Source organism: Alteribacter lacisalsi, from assembly GCF_003226345.1.
Taxonomy (GTDB): Bacteria; Bacillota; Bacilli; order Bacillales; family Salisediminibacteriaceae; genus Alteribacter; species Alteribacter lacisalsi.
Window position 1 is genome coordinate 1,879,520 of the sequence record NZ_PDOF01000001.1, and the last position, 24,115, is coordinate 1,903,634.

Below are 24,115 nucleotides of genomic sequence, written 5' to 3' on the forward strand. Positions count from 1 at the left end.
AACAGTTAAAGAAATTTCCACAAGAGAACCCGGATGCCACCACGGCACCCGGGTCATAACCATCAGTATGTTTATCAATCCCAGTATTTCGGCTTTCCGTAATGCTTGAATACGCTCGTTTCCATATCCCGGTCGAGTGTCATATCCTCCACGTACTCGGGAGCTGACTTAATTTTGTCTTTTGATAATTCCACGCTTACAAGGGACTGGGACCAGTTTACATCAAGAATCCACTCGGTCGAAACTACAACTTCTTTGCCGCCGGGCAGCCACCGGTTCGTATCCACTACAAAATAGCGGATTTTAAACGAATCCTCCTCAATAAGGACATCCTTTACTTTTCCGAAGCTTTCATCCCCAGTAGACAGTTCATAGCCAATGAGATCCTTCACACTCAGGATACTTGTTTCTTCCTCCCGAAGATCATCCAGACTGTCAGGATCTTCGCGGGTCAAATCCCTCGGGACAGCACCGCTTCCCCATAGACCTGCCCCCATCCAGTATGGGTTCAGACCGTAAAACTTTGAGAACTGCCGCTCAAACTTCCGAGTCATCGGTTCATCTTCGGGAGAAGGGCTTTCTTTCGCCTGCTCCTTGGTGATATTGGCATGCAGCCGTTCCTCTTCAACCGAATAGGATTGTATTGAAGCAGGTGATAAAAATCGCTGCTCTCCTTTGAGCCAGTTTCCTGCGTTCATCACAATGTAGCGGACGGTCCAGGTGTGCTCATCAAAAAACAAATCACTGACACTTCCGATTTCGCCTTCTTCGCCAAAAACCGTAAAGGGTTTAAGCATTCGCTTATAGGAAAATAACATCTCCACCACTCCTTCTCAGAATAAACACAAGCTATTGGAAATGATTTTCCCTTCCTGCCGGTAAACAAAACGGAGTTATGAACACCGGGAAAAGCCGGGTCATAACTCCGTGTATTAACTTTCATACTGAGTGTCAGGTCAGTGAAAATCCAGGCTGACGCTACTACTCTAGTGCTTTACCCGGTAAACACGTGCTTCGTACGGGGTAAAATGAAGCTCATTTCCGAACGAGAGGGATTGATCCTGTTCCATGTTGCTGATAAACAGCTGTCCTGCTTTATTCTTATACCCATCCGGTACGTGAAATATTGCATTTTCTCCCGTAAAGTTACAGATCACAAGCAGGGATTCTCCCTCGTACCTGCGCTCATAGGCAAAGAACGTTTCGTCCTCCGGCTGAATCAGATCGTATCCGCCGTAGACCACGATCTCGTTGTTATGACGGAGCTCAATAAGCCTCCGGTAATAATGGTAAACCGAATTCGGGTCTGCAACGGCTGCTTCCGCGTTGATTTCCTTATAATTCGGGTTCACCTTCAGCCAGGGAATACCGGTAGAGAAGCCAGCGTTTTCCGTGGTGTTCCACTGCACAGGCGTCCTGGCGTTATCCCGTCCCTTTACATAAATCGCCTTCATGATGTCCTCGTGAGGCACACCTGCCTCCCGTTTTTCGCGGTACATATTCAGCGTCTCGATGTCCTCATACTCCTCAATCGAATCAAACCGGACATTCGTCATTCCAATTTCCTCACCCTGGTAAATGTACGGCGTACCCTTCATCATATGAAGCATTGTCGCAAGCATCTTAGCCGACTTGACCCGGTACTCTCCGTCATTCCCGAAGCGGGACACCATCCGGGGCTGGTCATGATTGTTCATGTACAGACTGTTCCAGCCTTTATGCTCGAGTGCTTTCTGCCATTTGGTGAGGTTTTCCTTTAAATCGCGTAGCTTCAGCGGGCGCAGATCCCATTTACCTCCCGGACCGGAGTCGAGGTCCACATGCTCGAACTGGAACACCATGTCCACTTCCTCACGGTCTTCGTCAGTATATTTCTGAGCCAGTTCCGGTGTCACGCTCGGCATTTCCGCTACAGTCATGGCGCCGTATTCCTTCATCGCCTTTTGATTCATTTCATGGAGAAATTCATGAATACGCGGTCCATTGGCGAAATACTTTGAGCCGGAAGCGTACTTTTTCCCCTCCTGCGGCTCTGCATCCGGCAGACCGTCCACCTTGGATATGAAATTAATCACGTCCATGCGGAACCCGTCGACGCCCTTATCGAGCCACCAGCGGATCATACTGTATACTTCTTCACGGACTACGGGGTTTTCCCAGTTCAGGTCCGGCTGCTTTTTTGAAAAAATATGAAGGAAGTATTCCTCTGTCTGTTCATCATACTGCCAGGCCGATCCGGAAAAGGCGGATTCCCAGTTATTCGGCTCGGACCCGTCTGCTTTTCCCGGACGCCAGATGTAATAATCCCGGTATGGATTATCCTTCGATTTCCGTGACTCGGCAAACCACCGATGTTCATCCGATGAATGATTGACCACCAGATCCATAATCAGGCGCATGCCCCGGCTGTGCACCTCTGATAGCATCCTTTCCCAGTCCTCCATTGTACCGAACTCATCCATAATCGCCTGGTAATCCCGGATGTCATAGCCGTTATCATCGTTGGGACTGTCATATACCGGAGAAAGCCAGATCACATCCACCCCCAGCCCCTTCAGGTAATCAAGCTTCTCCGTTATACCGTTCAGATCCCCAATCCCGTCACCGTTGCTGTCGTTAAAACTCCGGGGATAAATCTGATACACGACGCTTTCTTTCCACCATTGTTTACTCATTTTATATCCTCCTCAATTTGTACTACTGTCTGCCGTTCTACTATTTTATGACCGGCTGTGACGGACTTCCGCTCTCCTGTAAGGCTGGCAAACGCCGCTTCCCCCATAGAACGGAGCGGCTGTTCCACCGTTGTGAGAGGAGGCAGCGCCATCTCGGCTGCGAGCGTATTATCATAGCCGAGCACTGATAGGTCTTCCGGCACCCGGACTCCGCCCTCTCTTGCTGCATGCAGGGCACCGACCGCCATTTCGTCACTTGTGGCAAAAACCGCGGTAAATGCCGTTTCGCTCTCCAAAAGCGATTGCATCTGCTCCTTCCCGGCTTCAAAACGGAAATCACCGAACCTCAGAAGATGGTCATCGACTTTAAGTCCGTGAGCAGCCAGGGCTTCACGATAGCCTTCAAAACGCGGCAGGCCTGCGACAGGATCGCTCAGTTCCCCTCCGATAAATGCAATTTTTCTGTGCCCCTTTTCAATCAGGTAGCTGGTCCCGTCAAAGGCAGCTGTTCTGTCATCCACTTTTACAAACGGCACCGTTTCTTCATGACTTTTCGTTGCCACTGTTACCGCCGGCATTCCGATCCCGGCCAGTTTTTCTGCCATCTCCTTTGAAAACACACCGCTTGCATAAAGCACCCCTTCCACCCGTTTCTGTTTTAGAACGGCCAGATAGTCATCTGTACGCTCTCCTTCAGAACCGGTGTTGCAGACAACTACGCTGTACCCCTGCTGCTGTGCGGCGGATTCAATTCCTTCAAGTAGCTTGCCCGCAAACAGGCTCGATACGTTCGGCAGAAGAACACCAATGGTCCGCGTCGCCTGACCGACGAGCCCACGGGCAAGTGCATTCGGACTGTAACCGAGTTCCGCGATTGCCTGAACAACTTTTTTCCGCGTTTTCTCCGAATAGCCGCTCTGGTTATTCACAATCCGTGAAACCGTTGCAATCGAGACACCGGTCTTTTTTGCCACATCCTTAATCGTAATTGACATCGTCTCATTCCTTTTACGTAAACGTTTACGTTCATTACTTTATCACAGAATGAATTCGTTTTCAAAGAAGTTTAATGAATTGAAGATTCAGACAATGTTCTTTATACTTAAGTACAAGTTCAATCACTTTGGAGACGAAGGAGACATGTTATGACACGACCAATTGAAATCGAAGATCTTAAGAATATCAATGTTCTCAACGAACCGCAGCTTTCCCCTGACGGCAGCCGTTTTGCCTACATAAGACAGACTGTGAGTGAGGATGATGAATACATCTCCCAGCTGTTTATCCAGGACATCGATTCAGATGAACCTGTACAGTGGACGTTCGGCAAGGAACGGGTCAGCTACCCGCGCTTCTCCCCCGACGGCAAATGGCTTGCGTTTGTATCCAACCGCAAGGACAAGCCTCAGCTTTTCCTCCTTTCCACTGCCGGAGGTGAAGCAAGACAGCTCACCACCTTCAAAAATGGTGCCATGCAGCCGGTCTGGTCACCTGACAGTGCGCGGATTCTCTTTACAACTTCTTTGGAAAAAGATGAAGAGCTCACTGCCCCTGAGGACAAAGAAAACAAGAACGAAGACACCAAAGGAAAAGAGCCCCTCGTCGTCACACGGCTCAAATACAAATCCGATGCTTCCGGCTTCCTTGATGACAGCTACAAGCAGATCGGCTTTTACTCTTTGGAAGATGATAAATCCGTTCTTCTTACTGAAGGGGAATTTCACCATGAACCAGGCTCATGGTCCCCGGACGGCAGACAGCTTGCCTACAGCGCCAACAAAAAAGAAGAGAGCGATTACCAAATCATCTCAGACATCTTTCTGATGGACGTGGAAGACCGGAAAGAAACCCGTCTTACTGACGGAGAAGGCGTATACTCCCAGCCATCCTTCAGCCCGGACGGCAAAAAGCTCGCCTACTTCGGTCACCAGAAGGAATATTCAGGTGCCACGCACAACAAACTGTGGATCACTGAGCTTGCCGCTGCCCACACGGAGTGCGTGACAAAAGACTGGGACGTCCATCTGGGTGATTCGGCGATCGGGGATCTCAGGTCAGGTCACCCGTCACCCGGTGCTGTCTGGAGCAAGGACGGGAAAAGCGTCTACCTGACTGCCAGTGTGTATGGAAATACAAACTTCTACCGCGTGAACCTTGATGGCAACGCAGTAGAACTTGCCGCCGGCCGTCATCATGTATATGGCTACGACGTTTCACCAGATAACGGGATTGCCCTTCTTGCAGTCAGCACACCGGTCAACCCCGGGGATGCGGTGCTGCTTGATCTGAATTCCGGTGAACAGCGCAGCCTAACCCGTGTCAACCAGAAATTTTTAGAGGAAGTCGCACTCTCCGAGCCTGAAGAAGTGACGTTTAAAGCAGAGGACGGCTGGGATATTCACGGCTGGGTGATGAAGCCTTACGGATACGAGGAAGGGAAGAAATACCCGACGATCCTTGAAATTCACGGTGGCCCCCACGCCATGTATGCAAACAGCTTCTTCCACGAGCTTCAGTACCTTGCTGCATGCGGCTATGCGGTGCTTTATACGAATCCCCGGGGCGGACACGGCTATGGACAGGAATTCGTGGATGCCTGCCGAGGTGACTATGGCGGGAAGGATTATACCGATCTGATGAGTGCGACCGATCAGGCCGTTGAGAAGTTCGACTTTATTGACGCTGACCGGCTCGGTGTAACCGGAGGAAGCTACGGCGGATTTATGACCAACTGGATCGTCGCTCACACAGACCGGTTTAAAGCTGCCGCCACACTGCGTTCGATTTCCAATTGGATCAGCTTTTACGGCGTAAGTGATATCGGCTATTTCTTCACCGAATGGGAGATCGGCGCCGACCTGATGAGCGATCCGGACAAAATGTGGGCACACTCTCCCCTGAAATACGTTAAAAACATTGAAACACCGCTTTTGATCCTTCACGGGGAGCGGGACTTCCGCTGTCCGGTGGAGCAGGCCGAGCAGCTGTTTGTGGCACTCAAGCATCAGAAAAAAGACACTCGCTTCGTCCGCTTTCCCGGTGCCAACCACGAACTTTCCCGCAGCGGCCCGCCAAAGCTGCGCTATGCGCGCCTTAAGGAACTGGAAAACTGGTTTAACAAGTACCTTAAGTAACCTTTTATATACAAAAACAGCGGCCCTTTTGGGACCGCTGTTTTAGTTTTGCTGTTATTCTGCTTTGGAAAAGTTGCGTGATTCCGTAAGTGCCTCAATAAATCCCTGTTCTGTTTCACCTTCAAAAGAAATCTCAACTTCCTGTCCCGGCTGCAGAGATAAGGCGAGAACGCCAAGCAGGCTTTTCGCATCTACCACCCAATGTTCTTTCTTGATCATAATCGTAGAATGGTACTGAGAAGCCGTGTTGACAAGTGCGCTGGCTGTTTCTGCAAAAATCGGTTTGTTCACAACTAATTTCATCTTCATCGCCTCCTCTGACATTAATTATATTATAATGAGCTTCCTCCCGGCTGGCAATAAGGATTTTAAGACCGGCAGAAAGGAGTTTTTATTTGTGCATGCCTATCCTTCTCTGTTTTCCCTCTGTTCTGGTAAACTGAAACTTACAAGTGAAATCCAGACGAAGGAGACTGTTCAAGATGAAACCAAGTAACTCAAAACTGTACAATCATTTCAAAAACAGGCGTGCCAGCCTCCTGGATGCAGAACAGTACCGCTCTTTTGCCATTTTTGTTCCGTTGATCTATAAAGACAACGAACCCTGTCTTCTTTTTCAGGTACGGGGCGAAGAAATACGGCAGCCAGGGGAAATCTGTTTTCCCGGAGGAAAAGTGGACCCTGAAGATCCTTCTGCAGAATCCGCTGCCGTCCGGGAACTCATTGAAGAAATTGGGGTGTCACAGGAGCAGGTCTCTGTGTATGGCCAGCTTGACTACATGATTACTCCTTATAAGTTCAACATTTACCCGTTTATCGGTGAAATTGCCACCGATGCAAAAATGAAGCTTAATCCGGCTGAAGTCCAGGATGTGTTTACCGTACCGGTCCGTGCGCTTCAGGAGATGGAGCCGAGTACGTATAACATTTACCATGAAGTCCAGCCGGAAGAGGCGTTCCCATATCACCTGATCCCCGGAGGCAAAAACTACGACTGGCGTACAGGTGTGGTGCACGAGCATTTCTACGAGTACCAGGGCCGGGTAATCTGGGGACTTACCGCGCGTATCTTAAAGCACGTACTTCACGTGCTCCCAAAGCAGTAAATGGCAATATACGCACTGAAAAAGCGGATGTCCCCATTGGACATCCGCTTGGTTTATTATTATGATGCTTCGCCTTCGTTCAGTTTCTTCTGATTGAACATAGCAATTCTATGATAAACAACAGCCAGAACCAGGACGGCCATATTCATTGCCACGTACAATGTCTGACTTTCTGTGGCCAGCGCTTCTGTCGGGATGAGCAGCCCGATAAACATAAAGATACTCAAGCTCAGAAGAACAAACGCGTAACGCTTATAGTCAGTCACTTTATCTTTCAGCACTTTAATCTGCTTGTCTGCCATCGATGCTCACCTCTCTCGCTGTCTCTTAAACAAGTATAACATGCGAGCAGCACGAACCGGGATGGGAAATACCACCAGATAAAAGATGGCGCAACTCCTATTAAAACCTTTTTTATAATAGACAGTCCTGAAAATGACTGAACAGATGTTCCGCTTCTTATTCCGCTACAGGCGGACGCTTTCCGCAGGTCTGGCTTCAGCCTCCTCGGAAAAATCGCCCTGCGGATCATCTGAATTTCTATTGCTGCTGTCTAAGTTCCTCAAGCATTAAAAGTACATGGCGGGCGGAATTAACGGAAGCTGTTTCAAGAAACTCGTCGTAGGACATTTTGGCATCCTTCCCTGCGATGTCAGACAGGGAACGGATAATCACAAACGGACACTGAAACTGGTGGCATACCTGTGCAATAGCTCCTGCCTCCATTTCAGAGCAGTACGGATCCTTAAAACGTTTACGGACCTCTTCCACACGCTGATGGTCGCTCATAAAGGAGTCCCCGGAGATGATCAGTCCCGGAACCGCACGAACGCCGACTTCTTCTGCGCAACGCTTCGCAATGACCATCAGATCTTCATCCGGCTCGTAGAATGCCGGCATGCGCGGCACCTGGCCGAATTCATAACCAAATACAGTCGCATCCACATCGTTGTAGCGCACCTCGGTGGAAATGACCACATCACCCACTGCCAGTTCACTGTGAAACCCTCCGGCAGAGCCGGTATTAATAATCGCATCTGTATGATAAAGCTGATTCATAAGGGTGGTACTGATTGCGGCGTTTACCTTGCCGATTCCCGACTTGGCCAGAACGACTTCCACGCCCTGAAGTTTTCCCAAAAAGAACTCACAGCCTGCAATCACCTGCTCGTCCCTGATATTCATCTTTTTCTTCAGCAGTTCTACTTCTTCTTCCATGGCACCAATAATCCCAACAGTCATATGGCATGTCCTTTCTTTCCGGAGATTGCGCCTGTTCCTTTGCTTGTCGAATGATTACTGGCCTATAAAGCTTCAGTCGGACGCTTTCCGCTGGAGCCGCCTTCCGCTTCATAAATTAATAAGTCATTTCCAGCAATCAATACAAAAAGTTCTTTGTTTAGAAACCGGGGCACCAGCTTTCTAAGGCAATGTGAAGCTGGTGCCTCAAGCGCATCCTGATCGTTTCCCACATTTTATCATAGCCGATCCTTATAGTCCGGACAAGAGTTATTTCCGTCCGAAATACAAGAGGCCTACCAGTAGCCAGAACAAGGTAACCACAGATGCAAGGATGAGTACAGCTACCGGACCGAACTGAAAGATGAGCGGCAGCGAGGCTGCTGTAAACAGCCCGCCTCCAACAAAGGGTTCAAACAGGATCTGTTTGTATCCGAAACCTTCCAGAGCAGGTGTCCGATTATCCGGGTCAGCCACTTTCATGAGAAGCAGTCCGGTGGCGGTAATACCGGTAGCCTGTCCAAAGTCCCCGATCCCACGTTCAAACCAGTATGTGGGAATCATTTTTGGAGCGAGAAAGATAAAGGCCAGTACGTTCCAGACAACCCCTGCTACTGCAAGCGTGACAAAGGCGGCAAAGTTTTCACCAATTACAGCCAGAGACACGGTTGCCAGTGCACTGACAATCAAAATGTCCAGAGAGAAACCGCTGATCCGGTTGATCATCTTTCTGTCAATCAGACGGAACCGGTCGTACTTATCTGAAATCAGCTGTGTAATGATCCCGCCGACCATGGCGAGAGGAAACAGAGGTACATAAATCATCAGATAAGTATCTGTCCACGGCCCCCAAGTGAAAGCTTCAAGCAGGATCAGGCCTTCAAGCAGGAAGAATCCAATGAGAATCGCGATGCCAACGTAGGCAATGTGGAGTGACAAAGGCTCGATTGACTCCGGGCGTGTCGTAAGCTCACCGGCACTGTCGCGGTTTTCAAGCTCAACGATACCATTGCGGCCTTCACTTGAAAGTCCCTGTCGCTGCCCGCCGATTTCCTTTGCCCGTCCGGTACGGGCTCCCCAGTTGATGAGGATTATACCGACGATAACCCCCGTCAGAATACCGATGGTAGCAAGACCGATGGCAAGATCGGCACCTTCTTCAAACCCAAGCTCTGTAAACGTTCCGCTGAGACCTGCAGCTGTTCCGTGTCCACCCACAAAACTGATTTCGATCAGGGCACCGGCCATCGGATTGACACCGAATACCGGGGCAAGCAGAAAAATTGCCAGCAGGAGACCGACCACGTACTGTCCCCACGATACCATCTGTCCCATGGCAACCTGAGGTCCACCGATGATCCATACTTTTTTGAGACTCGGCAGGGTTTTACCGAGGAACAGTGATGCGAATACAATGTTAATAAACAGGCCGGGAAGTTCCGACCAGACTTCCACTACTTCCGGCGGCACAACGCCGTTAACAAGGAAGAAATCATCTGTTGTGAACAGGCCCACGATCCGGCCGAATATTTCCGGCCCGAACAGCAGGGCAAGAAGTCCTGCAATGATAGAAGAAGGTAAAAATAATTTTTGCAGAAGTGGTGAAAACACACGAATCCATTTTCCAATAACGATAAAGAGGCCAAGAATAATAAAAGCGAGTCCAACCATTTCCGGCGACATCAAAATCCCTCCCGTGACAGTTCCTTTGTTTTTTTCCTGTTGAATAAATGTTAAATTTAGTATGCTTAATAAATTTGATTCTAAAAAAGGAGTTTTCAATGTGATCCTTCATACAGACAGTATAAAAGATAAAATTGAATTTTTTGAAGCCGCCTCACTTGTAAAACTGGAAAACCAGATTCAGCGGAAAATTGATGACAACCAGGCTCTTATGCTGGGCGTCCACCATGTTTCCCACCAGGTAACCCAAACAGAAAAAGGACAGAGAATATACAGTGCTGTTGTCCACTTCAAGAAGTCCGTATAAATTATGTAAACAGCAGTACTCCGTCTTTTAAACAGTAAAAGGGTGTCAGTCAGGTTTATCTACCACCTTTCTGAACACCCTTTTTTTCTCATGATGTTTAACTGTGAGGGTTATAGTCCAGCCTTTCAACTGACACAGGCTTCCATCCCTCATTATCTACCCATTCAATACGGACTTTAAACGGAGTATCTTTATCCTCCGGCAGGCTGACCGTACCGATTGCGCTCTGCTGGTCCCCTCCATTACGAACCCACCACATACTCATCTCACTTTCATTGATACCTGTGGCGTAGGCGAATGCTTCACGCATTTCATTCCAGTTCGTACCATCGCGGGTCCAGTCCGCCTGGAACTGCCCTTCAGCAAAATTCTGCTGTGTTCCAATTGGAGACCATTCATCATCCGATGAAGAATCCCCGCCGTTTCCATCGTCCTCTTCTGTACCATTCGCATCTTCAGAAGACTCTTCCGATCCATTTTCTTCGGAGCTTTCATCTTCAGTGCCGTTTTCTTCAGAACTTTCATCTTCAGTGCCGTTTTCGTCCTCAGTTCCGTTTTCTCCGCTGCTTCCGTTTTCACCGTTTTCTTCATCTGCGGCGGTTTCATCCTCGTCGTTTCCGGAAGCAGTTTCAGAACCGTCTGTGTCGAATTCGTCTTCACTTTCACCTGATTCCTCTTCCGGCTCGTCCTCTTCGATTGCTTCTTCTTCATCCTGTTCCTGTGCTGTATTGTTTTCGTCCTGATCTTCATCTCCTGCAGTCGGTGTGGATCCACCGCCGCCGAAAAGTGTCATTCCCCCGACGACAAATATAGACACGACTACGAGAACGATTGCGATATTCAGGAATCTGTTTAATCTCTGCTTTTTTCTCATATCAGCCCTGTTCGGGCCGCCATAAGTTCCATACTGAGCCATGTTTTCCCCTCCTTTGCGGCAAGCTCATACACGGCTATTATAGCCCATTCGGCAACATTTTTCGAGAACCTTTTGCCCTGAAAGACTGCCTTTACGACAATTTTACACGATCAGGTGCCGGCTTGCCGCCTGACGCAGATGATTATGAAATGAGCCGGAAATAACAAAAGGCGCCCTGATCTGCAGGGCGCCTCAACAACTGGGATAGTTATCAGCTTACTTCAATAATCTCCACTTCCATATCGCCACCCGGTGTCTGAACACTGACCTTGTCTCCAATCGTTTTGCCGAGGAGACTTTGAGCCATCGGTGAATCGTTTGAAATTTTACCTTCCATCGGGTCTGCTTCCGCTCGTCCGACAATCTGGTAGCTTTCTTCTTCACCATCAGGAAGCTCCTTGAACTTAACGGATTTACCGAGGCCTACGATACTGGAATTGTCTGCATCTTCCTCAATGATTTCCGCATTGCGGATCATTTTCTCGAGCTGATTGATGCGTCCTTCTACGAAAGCCTGCTCTTCTTTTGCAGAATCGTATTCGGAGTTCTCGGAAAGATCTCCGAAATCTCGGGCTACTTTTATTCGTTCAACGACTTCCTTGCGTCGCTCCGTTTTCAAGTATTCAAGTTCTTTCTCTAATTTCACTTTACCTTCTTCTGTCATATAATGCTTTTCTTCTGCCATGGTCTTTCACTCCTCCAAACAATTTGTTCCACAAGCGAACGCTTTCATATTTTAAGGGCCATTTTACACGAATAGGGTGCCAGCGTCCATTTACGGACACGCCCCGTAATTAAGACATATGAACCTTTCGGGTAAAAATGAACAAATTCTCATAAAGACAGCGATTGACTGCAGTGCCTGCTGACTGAACGTTCACGCCATAGACATACTGCGCGCTTGCTTGCGTAAGAATAGGTTCTAGCATAAAGGGATTTTAAGTAAAACGCAAACAGAATCACCCAAGGCTAAATATAAATAAACGCCCAGCGCCCTTTTGTCAGGACGCTGAACTTTTGATCGTGTTAAGGAAAGTCTGTGCGTTTCCTCCTAATCCTATTATAAAATGGCTTTTTCTTCAAGTACTGTTTTAATTTTCGTAACCATCAGATCAATGGCTACCCGATTCTGGCCGCCTTCAGGCACAATTACATCGGCATAACGCTTCGTCGGCTCGATAAACTGCATATGCATCGGACGGACAACATCTGTGTATTGATCGATTACAGATTCAATTGTCCGGCCTCTTTCATTGATGTCTCTCATCATTCTCCGGATAATTCGGATATCGGCATCCGTATCCACAAACAGTTTAATATCCATCATGTCCCGGAGCCGTTCATCCTCCAGAATCAGAATCCCTTCAAGGATTATGACATCACGGGGCTCGACAGGGATTACGTCATTACTCCGGGTATGATTTTTATAATCGTATACCGGCTTATTAACCGGTTCGCCTTTTTTCAAATCTTTCAGATGTTCAAGCAGAAGATCGTTATCAAAGGCAAGAGGATGATCATAATTCGTCTGAAGACGCTCCTCCATTGGCAGATGGTCCTGATTTTTATAATAGGCATCCTGTTCGATCATGACGATCGACTGGGTTTTAAACTGGCAGTAGATTTCGTTTGCAACGGTCGTCTTCCCGGAACCGGATCCGCCTGCAACACCGATAATAATCGGTTTTCTGGTCATTTAGGATACTCCCTTTCTCATCATGTTGTCAGGGTAAAGAGGCCGGTCCACTTTGAAGCGTACAACCTGAAGCGGATGACGGGCGGCATCCAGTTCTCTCCCTTTTTCGTCCCAGACCTTATCAACCGTCTGGGTAAAGTTCTCAATCTCGGGTCCGAAAAACTCCACCTGATCACCCGGACGGAAAAAGTTCCGCTGCTGCAGGGTGACCATTTTTGTTTCTTCATCATAGCCGAGCACAAGCCCGGAGAAATCATGTGATGCCTGGTGGCTGTGATTTTGAAACAGCTGTTCCTTATAGCCTGGAATGTTTTCAAAAAAGGCAGGGGCTGCCGGACGGTTCGCGCACTTGGCAAGCTCTGTGAGCCATTCCTGCTTAATTTTGAAATTGTCAGGGTCTGCACAGTAGGCATCGATCACTTTGCGGTAGACACTCACCACGGTTGCTACATAGTGAATGGACTTCATTCGGCCTTCAATCTTCAGGCTGTCAATCCCTGCTTCCACAAGCTGTGGGATCGATTCAATCAGATTAAGATCCTTCGGGCTCATGGCAAACGGCGAGTCCTTTTCATCAAACAGCGCGTTTTCACGGCTTGACGACTCGCTTCCCTCGTAAAGGTGATAATCCCATCTGCACGACTGGCAGCACCCGCCCCGGTTTGAATCCCGGGCTGTCATGTGGTTACTGAGTACACAGCGGCCTGAATAGGCAATACACATAGCACCATGAATGAACGTCTCAATTTCAATATCCACGTTCTTTTTCATCTCGAGCATTTCCTGAAGCCCTACTTCACGGGCGAGCACGACACGCTCAAGCCCTTCTTCCTTCCAGAACTTTACCGCCTGCCAGTTGGTGAGCGACTGCTGGGTGGAAAGATGAATCTCCAGTTTCGGCGCAGCCCGTTTGCACGCTTCGATGATCAGCGGGTCGGCAACAATGATCCCTTTTATTCCTACTCTCTGCAGCTCCTGCAGGTACTCTTCCAGCCCGTCCATATTTTCGTTATGCGCGAAGATATTTGTGGTTACATAGATACAGGCGCCATACTTTTTTGCAAAGCTGACCCCTTCCTCCATTTCATCTATGGAAAAATTACCTGCATTCGAGCGGAGCCCGAAATCACGGCCGCCGATAAATACAGCATCTGCCCCGTAATGGACAGCAATTTTCAATTTTTCAAGATTTCCTGCCGGGGCAAGAAGCTCCGGCTTTTTTGTTATCACACGTTTTCCCTCGCTCGTTCGTTCAGCAAGCTGTCCCATTGCTTTTCGCCCCCTTTAATACACGGTTTCCTTAAAGAAGAAGCCCGTATCCACGCTCCGGTTATCCGGCTGGATTGCTTTTGCGCGATCCAGAAACTTTTCTTTTTTATCTAAATAGCTGTCTTCGTCGTTCGCATACAGATCAATGGCTTCCCGGTAAAGACGGGTCATTTCAATAATATACTCACTGTTTTTCAGGATTCCGTCTATTTTAAAGCTGTCGACCCCTGCGTCCATCAGCTCATCCAGCTCATCAATCATGCACACGTCCTTTGGGCTCATAATATGCGTTCCGTTTTCGTCTTCCCACACCGGATAGTCATAATCCCGCTCTGGATCGTGAAGAAAAAGAGACCGGTCCTTGCTTCTGCCCTCGACTTTCAGGTTTCTCCCCTGAAACTCCATGTAATTGCCCAGAAGCGTACGCTTGGACTGGAACATACACGTCATCCCGTGTACCTGCACTTCAATTGCTACTTCTGCATGCTCCTTGATCTCAACCACCGCATCCATGTTCAGTTCCCGGGCCAGTACGGCACGTGACGCTCCTTTGCGCCCCCAGTAGTTGACTGTGTAGTAATTCGTGCCGGTCGTTTCTGTGCTCCAGTGAAGCGGCAGCTCCGGGGACGCTTCACGTGCGGCCATAATAACAGCCGGATCGCCGAATACGGCTCCGTCTACACCAATTGTCTGCAAAAAGGCCAGATAGTCCGGGAGAAGCGGGAGTTTTTCATTATGGAAAAGGGCATTTACAGCCACGTATATTTTTTTCTTTTTCGCATGGGCTGTTTGAACTGCGGTTTCAATGTCACTTCTGGAGAATTCGCCTGCCAGACGTAGGCCGAAAGTTTCTTCCCCGATTAGGAATGCATCCGCACCAGCTTCGATAAGCGGTTTGATATCGTTAACGCTTTGAGGCGTGACGAGAAGTTCCGGTTCTGCTGTCATGCTCTCTGGCACCACCTTACTGTTAAAGTCATTTGGATTCATCATGTTTTTTTATGCTGACCATCAGCCCATCTCCAACCGGATAAATCATGCTGTGAAAACGATCATCTTCCATGATTCCGGTATTGAAATTCTGCAGACGGCTGACCATCGTTTTTATCCGTTTTTTTTCCGGCTCTTTTTCTCCGGCAACAAACCCTTTGAACAGAATGTTATCGGAGAAGATTACGCCGCCAGGCCTGACCATCGGTTCATAAAGCTCAAAAAAGCGTGAATACTGGCCTTTGGCTGCATCTATAAAAAGAGCATCAAATGGCCCATGTGATTTCACCGTATCTCCTGTTTCAAGTGCATCACCTTCAATTATAACGATCCTGTCCAACAGGCCGGCCTGTTTGTGATAGGCTACTGCCTGACGGATCCGCTCTGTGTCCCGCTCGATTGTTACGATGCGTGCGTCAGGAATCTGTTCGGCAAAACGCAGAGAGGAGTAACCGATTGCTGTTCCGATTTCAAGCACGCTTTCCGGATTTTGCAGGGAAAGGAGCTGAAGAATCGCCTCCATACCGGCAGGCTCCATGATTGGCACACGATCTGCCTTAGCGGCCACCTCTATTTCTGCTGCCGTTCCGGTTCTCGGCCGGATCAGTGATTCTATATACTGTTCTGTTTTTGATGTATACCTGTCCATAAAAAAGGGCCTCCTTCAAAAGGGCCTCAAATCGTCTTTATTTTCTATGCTTCAATAGTCTAAACAACAGTTAATTTTATCACAAAGGAGAGGCTGTGTTAAATCCAATTTTGACGATTTTGCAAAGGTGTGTCATCTTCGCATAAATGAGGCCTGCATGGGTGAAAGGTGGTTGGATTGGTGGTGGTGGACCATTTGAAGTTTGGATATACCTTCGGTGTTTTCATGCGTAACGACCGGACTTTTTCGAATCTGGGACATATCTTCTGCCCGCCCGCGGGTGATAACCGCATTTCCGCAGAAAAAGCCTTCGATCACAAATAGAAAACGGTCCCAGTATGCAACTGGAACCGTTTAATCTTCCAGAGACCATCGTCACGTGGTCCCAATTTATTTTTACTGATTATCGCGATGTTCCCGGAGGACTTCCTGGTGCTCTTCATACGTTTCACTCATGTAAATCGTGCCGTCGGTGTCATGATAGAAATAATAGTTATCATGCTCATCAGGATTGAAGGCAGCGCTGATCGATGCTGCTCCAGGGTTGTTAATCGGTCCTGGCGGGATACCGTCGATCTGGTAAGTGTTGTAAGGATTCTCGGCGTTTGTCTGTTCACGCGTCGGTGAAGAAACCCGCTCCCCGTATCCGTAAACAGCCGTTGGGTCCATCTGAAGACGCATCGGATTTTCACGGTTCAGACGATTGTAAATCACGCCGGAAATAGCCTCCCGCTCATCGTCTCCTGCAGCTTCCCCTTCAATGATTGAGGCAAGGGTGAGAAGTTCATGTGCAGAATAGTCTGTACTTCCGTATTCTGCCTGAACGTTATTATATACACCTTCCATTCTTGCCACCATTTGCTCAATGATGTCCTCTTTCGAAGGGTTTTCATCTGTAAAATCGTACCGTGCCGGGAAGAGATAGCCTTCCAGCGGATAACGGATATCCTCGTTTTCAAGAATTGAGGAATGAAGAATGTCATACTGGCTGACCAGTTCCTGAAGATAGTCTTCATCCGTCATTAAATCCATTAAATCATCGTATTCATGCTCTGTTTCCTCAGCAATTGTCTCCATCACTTCCTCCAGCCAGCGGCCTTCAGGAATCGTGAAAATGAGGTTATACTCCTCGTCAATTCTCCCGTCTTTCAAAGAAGCAATAATCTCATCCATATTCATGGAAGGAGACAGTTCGTAAGTACCGGCCTGAAACCCGCTCTCATTTCGGTAACGAACGTAATAGCGGAAGATCGTCGAATTGTCGACCAGACCCTCTTCTTCAAGAATCTCTCCGATTCCCGCACTGGAGGAACCCATCGGAATCTCCACTTCCTTCAATTCGCTGTTATCCTCGTCTACAGGGCCAATCGCACTTGTAATAAATACATAAGCACCGCCAATGGCTCCGCCTACTGTAAGGACGATAAGAACGAAGCAGATGAGCACGATTTTACGCACAAGGCTTGCCTCTTTTGCTCTGTTTTCAAGTTTATGTACAATCTTATCCTGTTCCTGTTTTTCCGTATGTGACTGATCGTTCTTGTTGTCCGACAACACAACATCCCCCTTTCACTCCATCTATTATACTATAAACCGACAGGAAAACGATATAATTCCGACATTTTCCGGGTCACTATCCCTGCATTCTCAAAGGCTGTTTAGATTGTTGTTTTTTTACGCTGCAGGAGGACGCTTTCCGCGGGCATCGCTTCAGCCTCCTCGGAAAAATCGCCCTGCGGGGTCTTCAGCCGATGCTACTCCCGCTGGAGTCGCCACCTTCCGCTCCAAAATAAATTTGGTCAATAGCAACAATCCATACGAACACAGCTTTCTCACAATATAGAAGGGGATTCAGGATTACCAAAAAAACAAAACCGCCTCCTGATTTCAGGAAGCGGTCTGAAAAAACTTACTCGTCATCTTCACTTACAATTGTATTAAACACTTCCGTTACCATATCCCACTCTTCTTCGCTCTCAATCATGAAAAGGCGGTCCGGTTCTTCAAAACGGAAAGCCTGTACTTCCACTTCTTCTTCCTCATCGTTGTCGGAACCTTCCGGCTGGAGGAAAATGTACGCATTTTCGTTTGTATCCAGTTCAAAACGAAACAGTTCTTCAAAAACGTATTCTTCACCAGTTTCAGGATCGGGAATAATGAAACGGTCCCCATCTTCCACTGGTTCCAGTACACGTACGCCATCTAATCTGCTTTCTTCACTCATGATAAACCCTCACTTTTCTATGTGCTGGTACACTCCATTGGTCCGGTGCGCTGGTAAAACTGCAGCGCCGGTCCACCGGAGTGTCAGCCTGTTTATTAGTAGCCTGCCTAAAGTCCCTTTGACTGATTCCTGTCCAGGTAATTCTGCAGGATCAAAACGGCAGCCATTTTATCAATGACTTTTTTTCTTTTTTTACGGCTGACGTCAGCGGAAATGAGCATCCGTTCTGCAGCTGCAGTGGTCAGGCGCTCGTCCTCAAGCACGACCTCAATACCGGTTCTTTCACGAAGGGTTTCAGCAAAGTCCAGGCTGGCCTGCCCCCGTTCGCCAATTGTTCCGTTCATGTTTTTAGGCAGTCCGACCACAATCGTGGTCACGTCGTGCTCTTTTATCCAGTGCTGAATCCGTTCGATCGCCGGGTCCTGATACTGATCGTTCCACTTGATCGTTTCAATGCCCTGGGCGGTCCATCCGAACGCATCACTGACGGCGACACCAATCGTTCTGGTGCCGACGTCCAGTCCCAATGATTTCATTGCAGTTTGTTACTCCTCTTCGCTGTGATGAGACAGGTAGGATTTAACAAGCTCTTCGATGAGCTCATCCCGTTCAATCTTCCGGATCAGCGAACGTGCGTCGTTGTGCCGGGGAATGTAAGCCGGATCTCCGGAAAGCAGGTACCCGACTATTTGATTGATCGGATTGTACCCTTTTTCCTCAAGGGATGCGTAGACTTTCATCAGAACCTCTTTCGCATCGTCATCCATTGAATCATCGTGAAAATTAAATTTCATCGTATTATCCATTGAACTCATTACAAACACCTCTCCTGTCTGTCTCCACGTTTCCGTGGTCCCGTTTTTCCTCACTTGTCCGTATACTTGCCTTCATTGTACACGAAAGAGGAAGGATTAGGAATTTCTTTTTACAAGGTCTTTGACTGATGCCAGGGCATCTTGAAGTTTGGACGGGTCTTTTCCTCCGGCCTGAGCCATGTCCGGACGGCCTCCGCCTCCGCCTCCACAGCGGCCGGCTACTTCTTTAACCAGTTTACCCGCATGGTACCCTTCTTTAACAAGATCAGAGGATACGGAAGCAACAATACTTACCTTTTCCCCCTGAGCAGCTCCTAATACGAGGATACCTGAGCCGAGCTTGTCTTTCAAAGAATCTGCCATCTGACGAAGACCGTTCATGTCTGAGGCACTGACCTTTGTGCTCAGTACTTTGACGCCCTCCACTTCAGTTACCTGATCGAGGACACTGCCTGCTTCGAGATTGCCAAGTTTTGCTGACAGGGATTCGTTCTCCTTCTGCTTGTCTTTAAGCTGCTTCTGGAGGTGTTCCACACGCTGGGGAACGTCCGGAAGATTGGCTTTCAGCAGGCCGGCTGCTTCTTTAAGCAGCGACACCTGGCTGTTCATATGCTGGTACGCCCCTTCTCCGGTTACTGCTTCTATTCGCCGGACTCCTGCACCGATTCCTGCCTCAGATACGATTTTAAACAACCCGATTTCAGCACTGTTGTTCACGTGGCAGCCGCCGCAGAGCTCAAGACTGTAATCTCCTACTATGACAACGCGCACTTCATCGCCGTACTTCTCGCCGAAAAGCGCCATTGCACCCATCTCTTTGGCTTCCGCGAGACTTTTGTACATCGTGTGGACCGGGATTGCCTGCCACACTTTTTCATTTACAGCTTGTTCGATCTGCTCCATTTCTTCCTGACTGATCTGGCCGAAATGTGAGAAGTCAAAGCGGAGGCGGTCGTTCTGGACAAGTGACCCGGCCTGATTGACATGCTCCCCAAGTGTATCTTTCAAAGCCTGATGAAGCAGGTGAGTCGCCGTATGGTTTTTTACCACACCGATCCGGTTCGTCTGATCCACCTTTGCACTCAGTCCCATTTCCGCTTCAAGGACGCCTTCCATCACTTCAACCGTATGGAGATTCTGGCCGTTCGGTGCTTTTTGTACATCTAGTACACGGATTTTGACTCCGTCTGATTCCATTACACCTGTATCCGCGATCTGACCGCCGCTTTCAGCATAAAACGGCGTCCGGTCCACAATAATCTGGGCCTGTTCGCCTGTTTCAACACGTTCTGTGAGTTCCTTATCTTTTACGATGACTTTGACTACGGAAGGGATTTCCAGTACATCATAACCGATAAATTCACTCGGCTCCTTGATGTTTCCGAGAACCTCATCCTGTGTCTGCATAGAGCCGGATGACTGGCGGGCAGCTCTGGCGCGGTCACGCTGTTTTTTCATCTCTTTTTCGAAACCTTCAGTGTCAACGGTGTAACCTGCATCTGTCACATATTCTTCAGTAAGGTCAACAGGGAATCCGTACGTGTCGTACAGCTTGAATACAGCTGCACCGGAAATTTCCGCCGTGCCTTCTTTTTTTGCTGTGTCCATTACTTTGTTCAGCATTGCCAGCCCTTCATTGAGGGTTTCGTGGAAGCGTTCTTCTTCGTTTTTAACCACTTTGCGGATGAACTCTTCCTTCTCTTTCACTTCCGGGTAGAATGCTTCCATAATTTCACCGGTCACCGGCACAAGTTCGTGCATAAACGGACGGTCGATGCCGATCTGCTTTGCATAGCGCACCGCACGGCGGAGCAGTCTGCGGAGAACGTATCCCCGGCCTTCGTTGGAAGGAAGTGCGCCGTCGGAAACGGCAAATGTAACCGTGCGTATATGGTCTGCTACGACTTTAAACGCGGTGTCCGTATCAGTGGACGCTCCGTATTTTGTATCAGCCATCGCTTCCGTTGCACGGATAATCGGCATGAATAAATCCGTATCAAAGTTTGTGCGTGCATCCTGGATCACACTTACCATCCGCTCAAGTCCCATTCCCGTATCAATGTTCTTCTTTGGAAGCGGCGTATAGCTGCCGTCCTGATTGTGATTGAACTGGGAAAATACAAGGTTCCAGATTTCCAGGTGACGCTCATTTTCCCCGCCAGGGAACATTTCCGGATCATCTGGATCATCCCCATACTCAGGACCGCGGTCGTAAAAGATTTCTGTATTCGGACCACACGGCCCTTCGCCGATATCCCAGAAATTCTCCTCAAGGCGTATAATCCGTTCTTTTGGCAGGCCGACTTCTTCATGCCAGATCTGAAACGCTTCATCGTCGTCAGGGTAAATGGTTACAGCGAGTTTATCCGAATCAAATCCGATCCATTTATCACTCGTTAAAAATTCCCATGCCCAGTGGATTGATTCTTTTTTGAAGTAATCCCCGATGGAGAAGTTTCCGAGCATTTCAAAAAACGTATGGTGACGGGCTGTTTTACCTACATTCTCGATGTCGTTTGTACGAATGGATTTCTGTGCATTAACAATCCTCGGGTTTTTCGGGATTACCCTTCCGTCAAAATATTTCTTAAGTGTGGCAACTCCGCTGTTAATCCACAAAAGAGAAGGATCTTCATGAGGGACAAGGGAAGCACTCGGCTCCACATCGTGCCCTTTTTCCTTAAAGAAATCCAGATACATCTGTCTTACTTCTGCTGATGTCAATCGCTTCATTTCTTTTTCCTCCTTTTATCACTGGTTCTGACTTGCCGCTGTGAGATCAGGGGTTTTTGGACGCAAAAAAATCCCGCCCCTGACAGTCAGGGACGAGAGTATGTATACTCACGCGGTACCACCCTGGTTACGAACGCACGCAAAAATGCAGGTTCGTCACCTCGCAACACAGTAACAGTGTGTCAGCCGGCAGGGATTAGCCTGCTCTCCGGAGTAGCTGAACGTCACTCTTCACCTGAATCCCTTTCAGCCTATTGGGGATTCTCTCTGGCAGATGGGCTTTGACGTTTCTGTTCCTTCACCAATTTTTCATTTAAGGTTGTCTGCTCTTATTATAGAAAGCCGGGCCGCCGTTGTCAATAAGGGTCGTGGTCGACAGGCGGCCGTTTGTCCCTGATCAGCTTTCTGATGTGGATAATAAAGACTTTTGCCACAGCGAGAAGAGGTACAGCGACGATCAGTCCTAGGATTCCGGCCAGCTCGCCTCCTACTACCAATGCAAAAATAATCAGAACCGGGTGCATGTGAAGCGAACGTCCCACAATGAGGGGGGCCAGCACATTCCCTTCGATCATCTGAACCACAAAGATCACTCCGATGACCAGAAATACCAGATTCACGTCCTCTGTGAGGGCCACAGCAACTGCCGGTACGGCACCGATGATTGGTCCGAAGTAAGGAATGATATTAGTCAGAGCGACAAACGCTGCGATCAGAGAGGCATATGGAAGGCCAATGAGCCAGAATCCTGCAAAAGAGACTAGACCAACCCCAATACAGACTAGGAGCTGCCCCCTGATATAATTCCCAAGTGATTCATCCACATCCGTTATAAGCTGCTTTCCTTCCGCCCGCCACTTTTCCGGTGTAAAGTACCAGATTACTTTGTAGATGAGCCTGATGTCCTTCAGCAGATAAAAAACGATAAAGGGAATGACAATGATGAGAAACATTAAATCCCAGATAGTCCTTAGCAGATTCACAAGACCGAGGATGAGGTCAGCCGTAAGCGCTTCGCCCCGTTCAAGCCAGGCTTCCGCTTTTGCCTGAAAGTTATCGGGAAGCCAGGCTGTGCGTGTGTGAAAATCTGAAACCCATTCTCTATATGTGTTTGCCAGAACCGGCAGTTCTTCCAGCAGATCTTTTCCTTCGGCAATCAGGTAGGGGGTCGCTTTTACGACGGCGAGTAAAAACGCACCTGTAAACACACCAAAAATAAGCAGGATCGAATATGGGCGTCTAATCCCTTTGTAATCGAGCCATTCCACAGCAGGATGGAGAAGATATGTCAGAAACACAGCCACGATAAAGGGGAGCAGAATGCGCGCCGCTTTAAGCCAGAGACCGCTCGTGGCTTCAAACATGATGTAAACAATTGCTGCAATCATCAAAACAAGGAGAATAATACCGAGCTGAAGCAGCCGGCGGACCAGTCCTTCTCTCACCACACCCACCTCCTGTTTCCTAGCGTGCGCTCTGATGGGATATTTTAACCAGAAAGCGGGGCAGGCAGTGCGTTAGTTAACTCATAGGTGTGCTTATTATTTCCTTACCGTTCTTATTATTTCCTAAGCGACCTTATTATTTCCTTCCCGTTCTTATTATTTCCTTATCGTCTTTGTGGCGGACTTATCGTCCTTAGCGCCAGTTTATCGTTCTTAACTCCCAAAATAAGCAAAACCGGCCGGACGCCCATACAGGGAACCCGGCCGGCGGTTCCGGCACCGCTGAGGAACAAAACCTCAGCATTGCCGTTACGAGATAGCTCGTTTTACTCTTCTACGGTAACGCTTCATCTGGCGTTTGGTTGGCATAATATCGTCCAGGTCAAACTCCTCCAGAAAGTTCACGTTATCGATCCGCTTTTTCCAGCGTTTTTTTGTTTTTTTGTCCATCGTCATGGCATAATAGGCTGCCCCTGCACCGATGGCCATTAAACTGAGCGTTCTCATTCGTCTGTCACCACCAGTCAGAAGTCTGAATTGACACGACGTTCTTCTTCTGCAAAGAGGTCATCTAGGGAACTCAGTGTTCCGTCCGATTCCACTTGATGCAGCGACAGCCTTCCATTAGACAGGGTCAGTTCGATAAAGCAGCCCCAGCAGTAAAACTGGTTCGCGCCAATCTTTCCGATATCCTTGCTTTTGCAGTTCGGGCAACGCATCATTTTGCTCTCCTCCAGACACTTTAACGGTACGTCCGTAGCACCAGCCGGTCTTTTTCAACCTTCAGCGGGACGGATGTTTTAAACACATGCCGCCCTTCAGAAAGGTCCGAAAAGAACCCGCAGGTCACTTCATACCCTACAATCGTGCCCGATTCATCGAGAAAATATACATCCTCCAGCAGTCCCGCGACGCTGCCATCGTCAATGGCCAGAAGCTTGCCGAACAGATGATTTCTGCCGTCATGAAACCGGTGATCTTCGCCATCGGAAGACGTCAGGTCCCCCTCTTTTTTTACAAAAAAGCCTGACATGTCCTTTCGGTCTATAGCTGAAAGAGCTAAAAACCTTCGGCGGCTCCACCAGCGGCGGCTCGTTACCCAGAACCCTGCGACTGCCCCGTCACTGTTCACGAAGATATCGCTGACCTGTCCGATCCGGCGGCCGTTCTCAAGAGAAAAGACGGGTGTTCCCCTGACCTTTTGAAATGTCCGCAAAGGGCATCACACCTTTCG

Annotated in this window: 25 protein-coding genes and 1 pseudogene; 3 read left to right on the forward strand and 23 right to left on the reverse strand. The window is 48.5% G+C overall.

Annotated features, from left to right (window positions below; translation table 11 throughout):
* Positions 1-74: 74 nt before the first annotated feature.
* The 4 genes and pseudogenes from CR205_RS09385 to CR205_RS20695 all read right to left on the reverse strand — a co-directional run.
* The gene (locus CR205_RS09385) at positions 75-818 is read right to left on the reverse strand and encodes a PRC-barrel domain-containing protein (RefSeq protein ID WP_110518905.1); all 744 of its coding nucleotides are present in this window, start codon (positions 816-818) and stop codon (positions 75-77) included.
* A 168-nt stretch (positions 819-986) separates the two neighbouring features.
* Positions 987-2,675, reverse strand: coding sequence for a glycoside hydrolase family 13 protein (locus tag CR205_RS09390; RefSeq protein WP_110518907.1), 1,689 nt, complete (start codon positions 2,673-2,675; stop codon positions 987-989).
* Positions 2,672-3,550: a substrate-binding domain-containing protein gene (locus CR205_RS09395; protein ID WP_268877416.1), complete on the reverse strand. Its 879-nt coding sequence runs from the start codon at positions 3,548-3,550 to the stop codon at positions 2,672-2,674. Before CR205_RS09395 ends, CR205_RS09390 begins: the two co-directional genes overlap by 4 nt.
* Positions 3,536-3,676 (reverse strand): annotated as a pseudogene (locus tag CR205_RS20695) (LacI family DNA-binding transcriptional regulator); the annotation flags it as partial. The gene CR205_RS09395 and the pseudogene CR205_RS20695, both read right to left, overlap by 15 nt.
* A gap of 144 nt (positions 3,677-3,820) precedes the next feature.
* Here CR205_RS20695 and CR205_RS09400 point away from each other — a divergent pair.
* Entirely contained in the window at positions 3,821-5,809 is a 1,989-nt protein-coding gene (locus tag CR205_RS09400; RefSeq protein ID WP_110518912.1) for a S9 family peptidase, read from the forward strand.
* A 54-nt stretch (positions 5,810-5,863) separates the two neighbouring features.
* Here CR205_RS09400 and CR205_RS09405 read toward each other — a convergent pair whose 3' ends face one another.
* Positions 5,864-6,112: an HPr family phosphocarrier protein gene (locus CR205_RS09405; protein WP_110518914.1), complete on the reverse strand. Its 249-nt coding sequence runs from the start codon at positions 6,110-6,112 to the stop codon at positions 5,864-5,866.
* 179 nt (positions 6,113-6,291) lie between these two features.
* On the opposite strand from CR205_RS09405, the gene CR205_RS09410 reads away from it, so the two are divergent.
* The gene (locus tag CR205_RS09410) at positions 6,292-6,915 is read left to right on the forward strand and encodes an NUDIX hydrolase (RefSeq protein ID WP_110518916.1); all 624 of its coding nucleotides are present in this window, start codon (positions 6,292-6,294) and stop codon (positions 6,913-6,915) included.
* 59 nt (positions 6,916-6,974) lie between these two features.
* Here CR205_RS09410 and CR205_RS09415 read toward each other — a convergent pair whose 3' ends face one another.
* From CR205_RS09415 to CR205_RS09425, 3 genes are all read right to left on the reverse strand, one after another.
* Positions 6,975-7,217, reverse strand: coding sequence for a YrhC family protein (locus tag CR205_RS09415; protein ID WP_201745356.1), 243 nt, complete (start codon positions 7,215-7,217; stop codon positions 6,975-6,977).
* Between the two features lie 238 nt (positions 7,218-7,455).
* Positions 7,456-8,157, reverse strand: coding sequence for a 5'-methylthioadenosine/S-adenosylhomocysteine nucleosidase (mtnN, locus tag CR205_RS09420; RefSeq protein ID WP_110518918.1), 702 nt, complete (start codon positions 8,155-8,157; stop codon positions 7,456-7,458).
* A 267-nt stretch (positions 8,158-8,424) separates the two neighbouring features.
* The gene (locus CR205_RS09425) at positions 8,425-9,837 is read right to left on the reverse strand and encodes a sodium/glutamate symporter (RefSeq protein ID WP_110518920.1); all 1,413 of its coding nucleotides are present in this window, start codon (positions 9,835-9,837) and stop codon (positions 8,425-8,427) included.
* Between the two features lie 61 nt (positions 9,838-9,898).
* Here CR205_RS09425 and CR205_RS09430 point away from each other — a divergent pair, with 61 nt between their 5' ends.
* Positions 9,899-10,144, forward strand: coding sequence for a DUF2536 family protein (locus CR205_RS09430; protein WP_110518922.1), 246 nt, complete (start codon positions 9,899-9,901; stop codon positions 10,142-10,144).
* Positions 10,145-10,241: 97 nt separating this feature from the next.
* Here CR205_RS09430 and CR205_RS09435 read toward each other — a convergent pair whose 3' ends face one another.
* The 15 genes from CR205_RS09435 to CR205_RS09505 form a co-directional block, all read right to left on the reverse strand.
* The gene (locus CR205_RS09435) at positions 10,242-11,060 is read right to left on the reverse strand and encodes a YrrS family protein (RefSeq protein WP_110518924.1); all 819 of its coding nucleotides are present in this window, start codon (positions 11,058-11,060) and stop codon (positions 10,242-10,244) included.
* Positions 11,061-11,271: 211 nt separating this feature from the next.
* On the reverse strand, positions 11,272-11,745 hold the full coding sequence (greA, locus tag CR205_RS09440; protein ID WP_110518926.1) for a transcription elongation factor GreA: 474 nt from the start codon (positions 11,743-11,745) through the stop codon (positions 11,272-11,274).
* Between the two features lie 375 nt (positions 11,746-12,120).
* Positions 12,121-12,756, reverse strand: a complete 636-nt coding sequence (gene udk / locus CR205_RS09445) for a uridine kinase (RefSeq protein WP_110518928.1) — start codon at positions 12,754-12,756, stop codon at positions 12,121-12,123.
* Positions 12,757-14,025 carry a peptidase U32 family protein gene (locus CR205_RS09450; RefSeq protein ID WP_110518930.1) on the reverse strand — a complete coding sequence of 423 codons (1,269 nt, stop codon included), beginning with the start codon at positions 14,023-14,025 and terminating at the stop codon, positions 12,757-12,759.
* Positions 14,026-14,040: 15 nt separating this feature from the next.
* Positions 14,041-14,973: a peptidase U32 family protein gene (locus CR205_RS09455; protein ID WP_110518932.1), complete on the reverse strand. Its 933-nt coding sequence runs from the start codon at positions 14,971-14,973 to the stop codon at positions 14,041-14,043.
* A 28-nt stretch (positions 14,974-15,001) separates the two neighbouring features.
* Positions 15,002-15,664: an O-methyltransferase gene (locus tag CR205_RS09460; protein WP_110518934.1), complete on the reverse strand. Its 663-nt coding sequence runs from the start codon at positions 15,662-15,664 to the stop codon at positions 15,002-15,004.
* 396 nt (positions 15,665-16,060) lie between these two features.
* On the reverse strand, positions 16,061-17,218 hold the full coding sequence (mltG, locus tag CR205_RS09465) for an endolytic transglycosylase MltG (RefSeq protein WP_110518936.1): 1,158 nt from the start codon (positions 17,216-17,218) through the stop codon (positions 16,061-16,063).
* A gap of 355 nt (positions 17,219-17,573) precedes the next feature.
* On the reverse strand, positions 17,574-17,888 hold the full coding sequence (locus CR205_RS09470) for a DUF1292 domain-containing protein (protein ID WP_110518938.1): 315 nt from the start codon (positions 17,886-17,888) through the stop codon (positions 17,574-17,576).
* 107 nt (positions 17,889-17,995) lie between these two features.
* Positions 17,996-18,424: a Holliday junction resolvase RuvX gene (gene ruvX / locus CR205_RS09475; RefSeq protein WP_110518941.1), complete on the reverse strand. Its 429-nt coding sequence runs from the start codon at positions 18,422-18,424 to the stop codon at positions 17,996-17,998.
* Between the two features lie 9 nt (positions 18,425-18,433).
* The gene (locus tag CR205_RS09480; protein WP_110518943.1) at positions 18,434-18,703 is read right to left on the reverse strand and encodes an IreB family regulatory phosphoprotein; all 270 of its coding nucleotides are present in this window, start codon (positions 18,701-18,703) and stop codon (positions 18,434-18,436) included.
* 96 nt (positions 18,704-18,799) lie between these two features.
* A complete protein-coding gene (alaS, locus tag CR205_RS09485) occupies positions 18,800-21,436 on the reverse strand; it encodes an alanine--tRNA ligase (protein ID WP_110518945.1) in 2,637 nt (878 codons plus the stop codon).
* 356 nt (positions 21,437-21,792) lie between these two features.
* Positions 21,793-22,881 (reverse strand): AI-2E family transporter, encoded by a 1,089-nt coding sequence (locus tag CR205_RS09490; protein ID WP_110518947.1) that lies wholly within the window; start codon positions 22,879-22,881, stop codon positions 21,793-21,795.
* Between the two features lie 309 nt (positions 22,882-23,190).
* The gene (locus tag CR205_RS09495; RefSeq protein ID WP_110518949.1) at positions 23,191-23,388 is read right to left on the reverse strand and encodes a hypothetical protein; all 198 of its coding nucleotides are present in this window, start codon (positions 23,386-23,388) and stop codon (positions 23,191-23,193) included.
* 17 nt (positions 23,389-23,405) lie between these two features.
* Entirely contained in the window at positions 23,406-23,603 is a 198-nt protein-coding gene (locus CR205_RS09500) for a hypothetical protein (RefSeq protein WP_110518951.1), read from the reverse strand.
* A gap of 20 nt (positions 23,604-23,623) precedes the next feature.
* Entirely contained in the window at positions 23,624-24,097 is a 474-nt protein-coding gene (locus CR205_RS09505) for a PRC-barrel domain-containing protein (RefSeq protein ID WP_110518953.1), read from the reverse strand.
* Positions 24,098-24,115 lie beyond the last annotated feature (18 nt).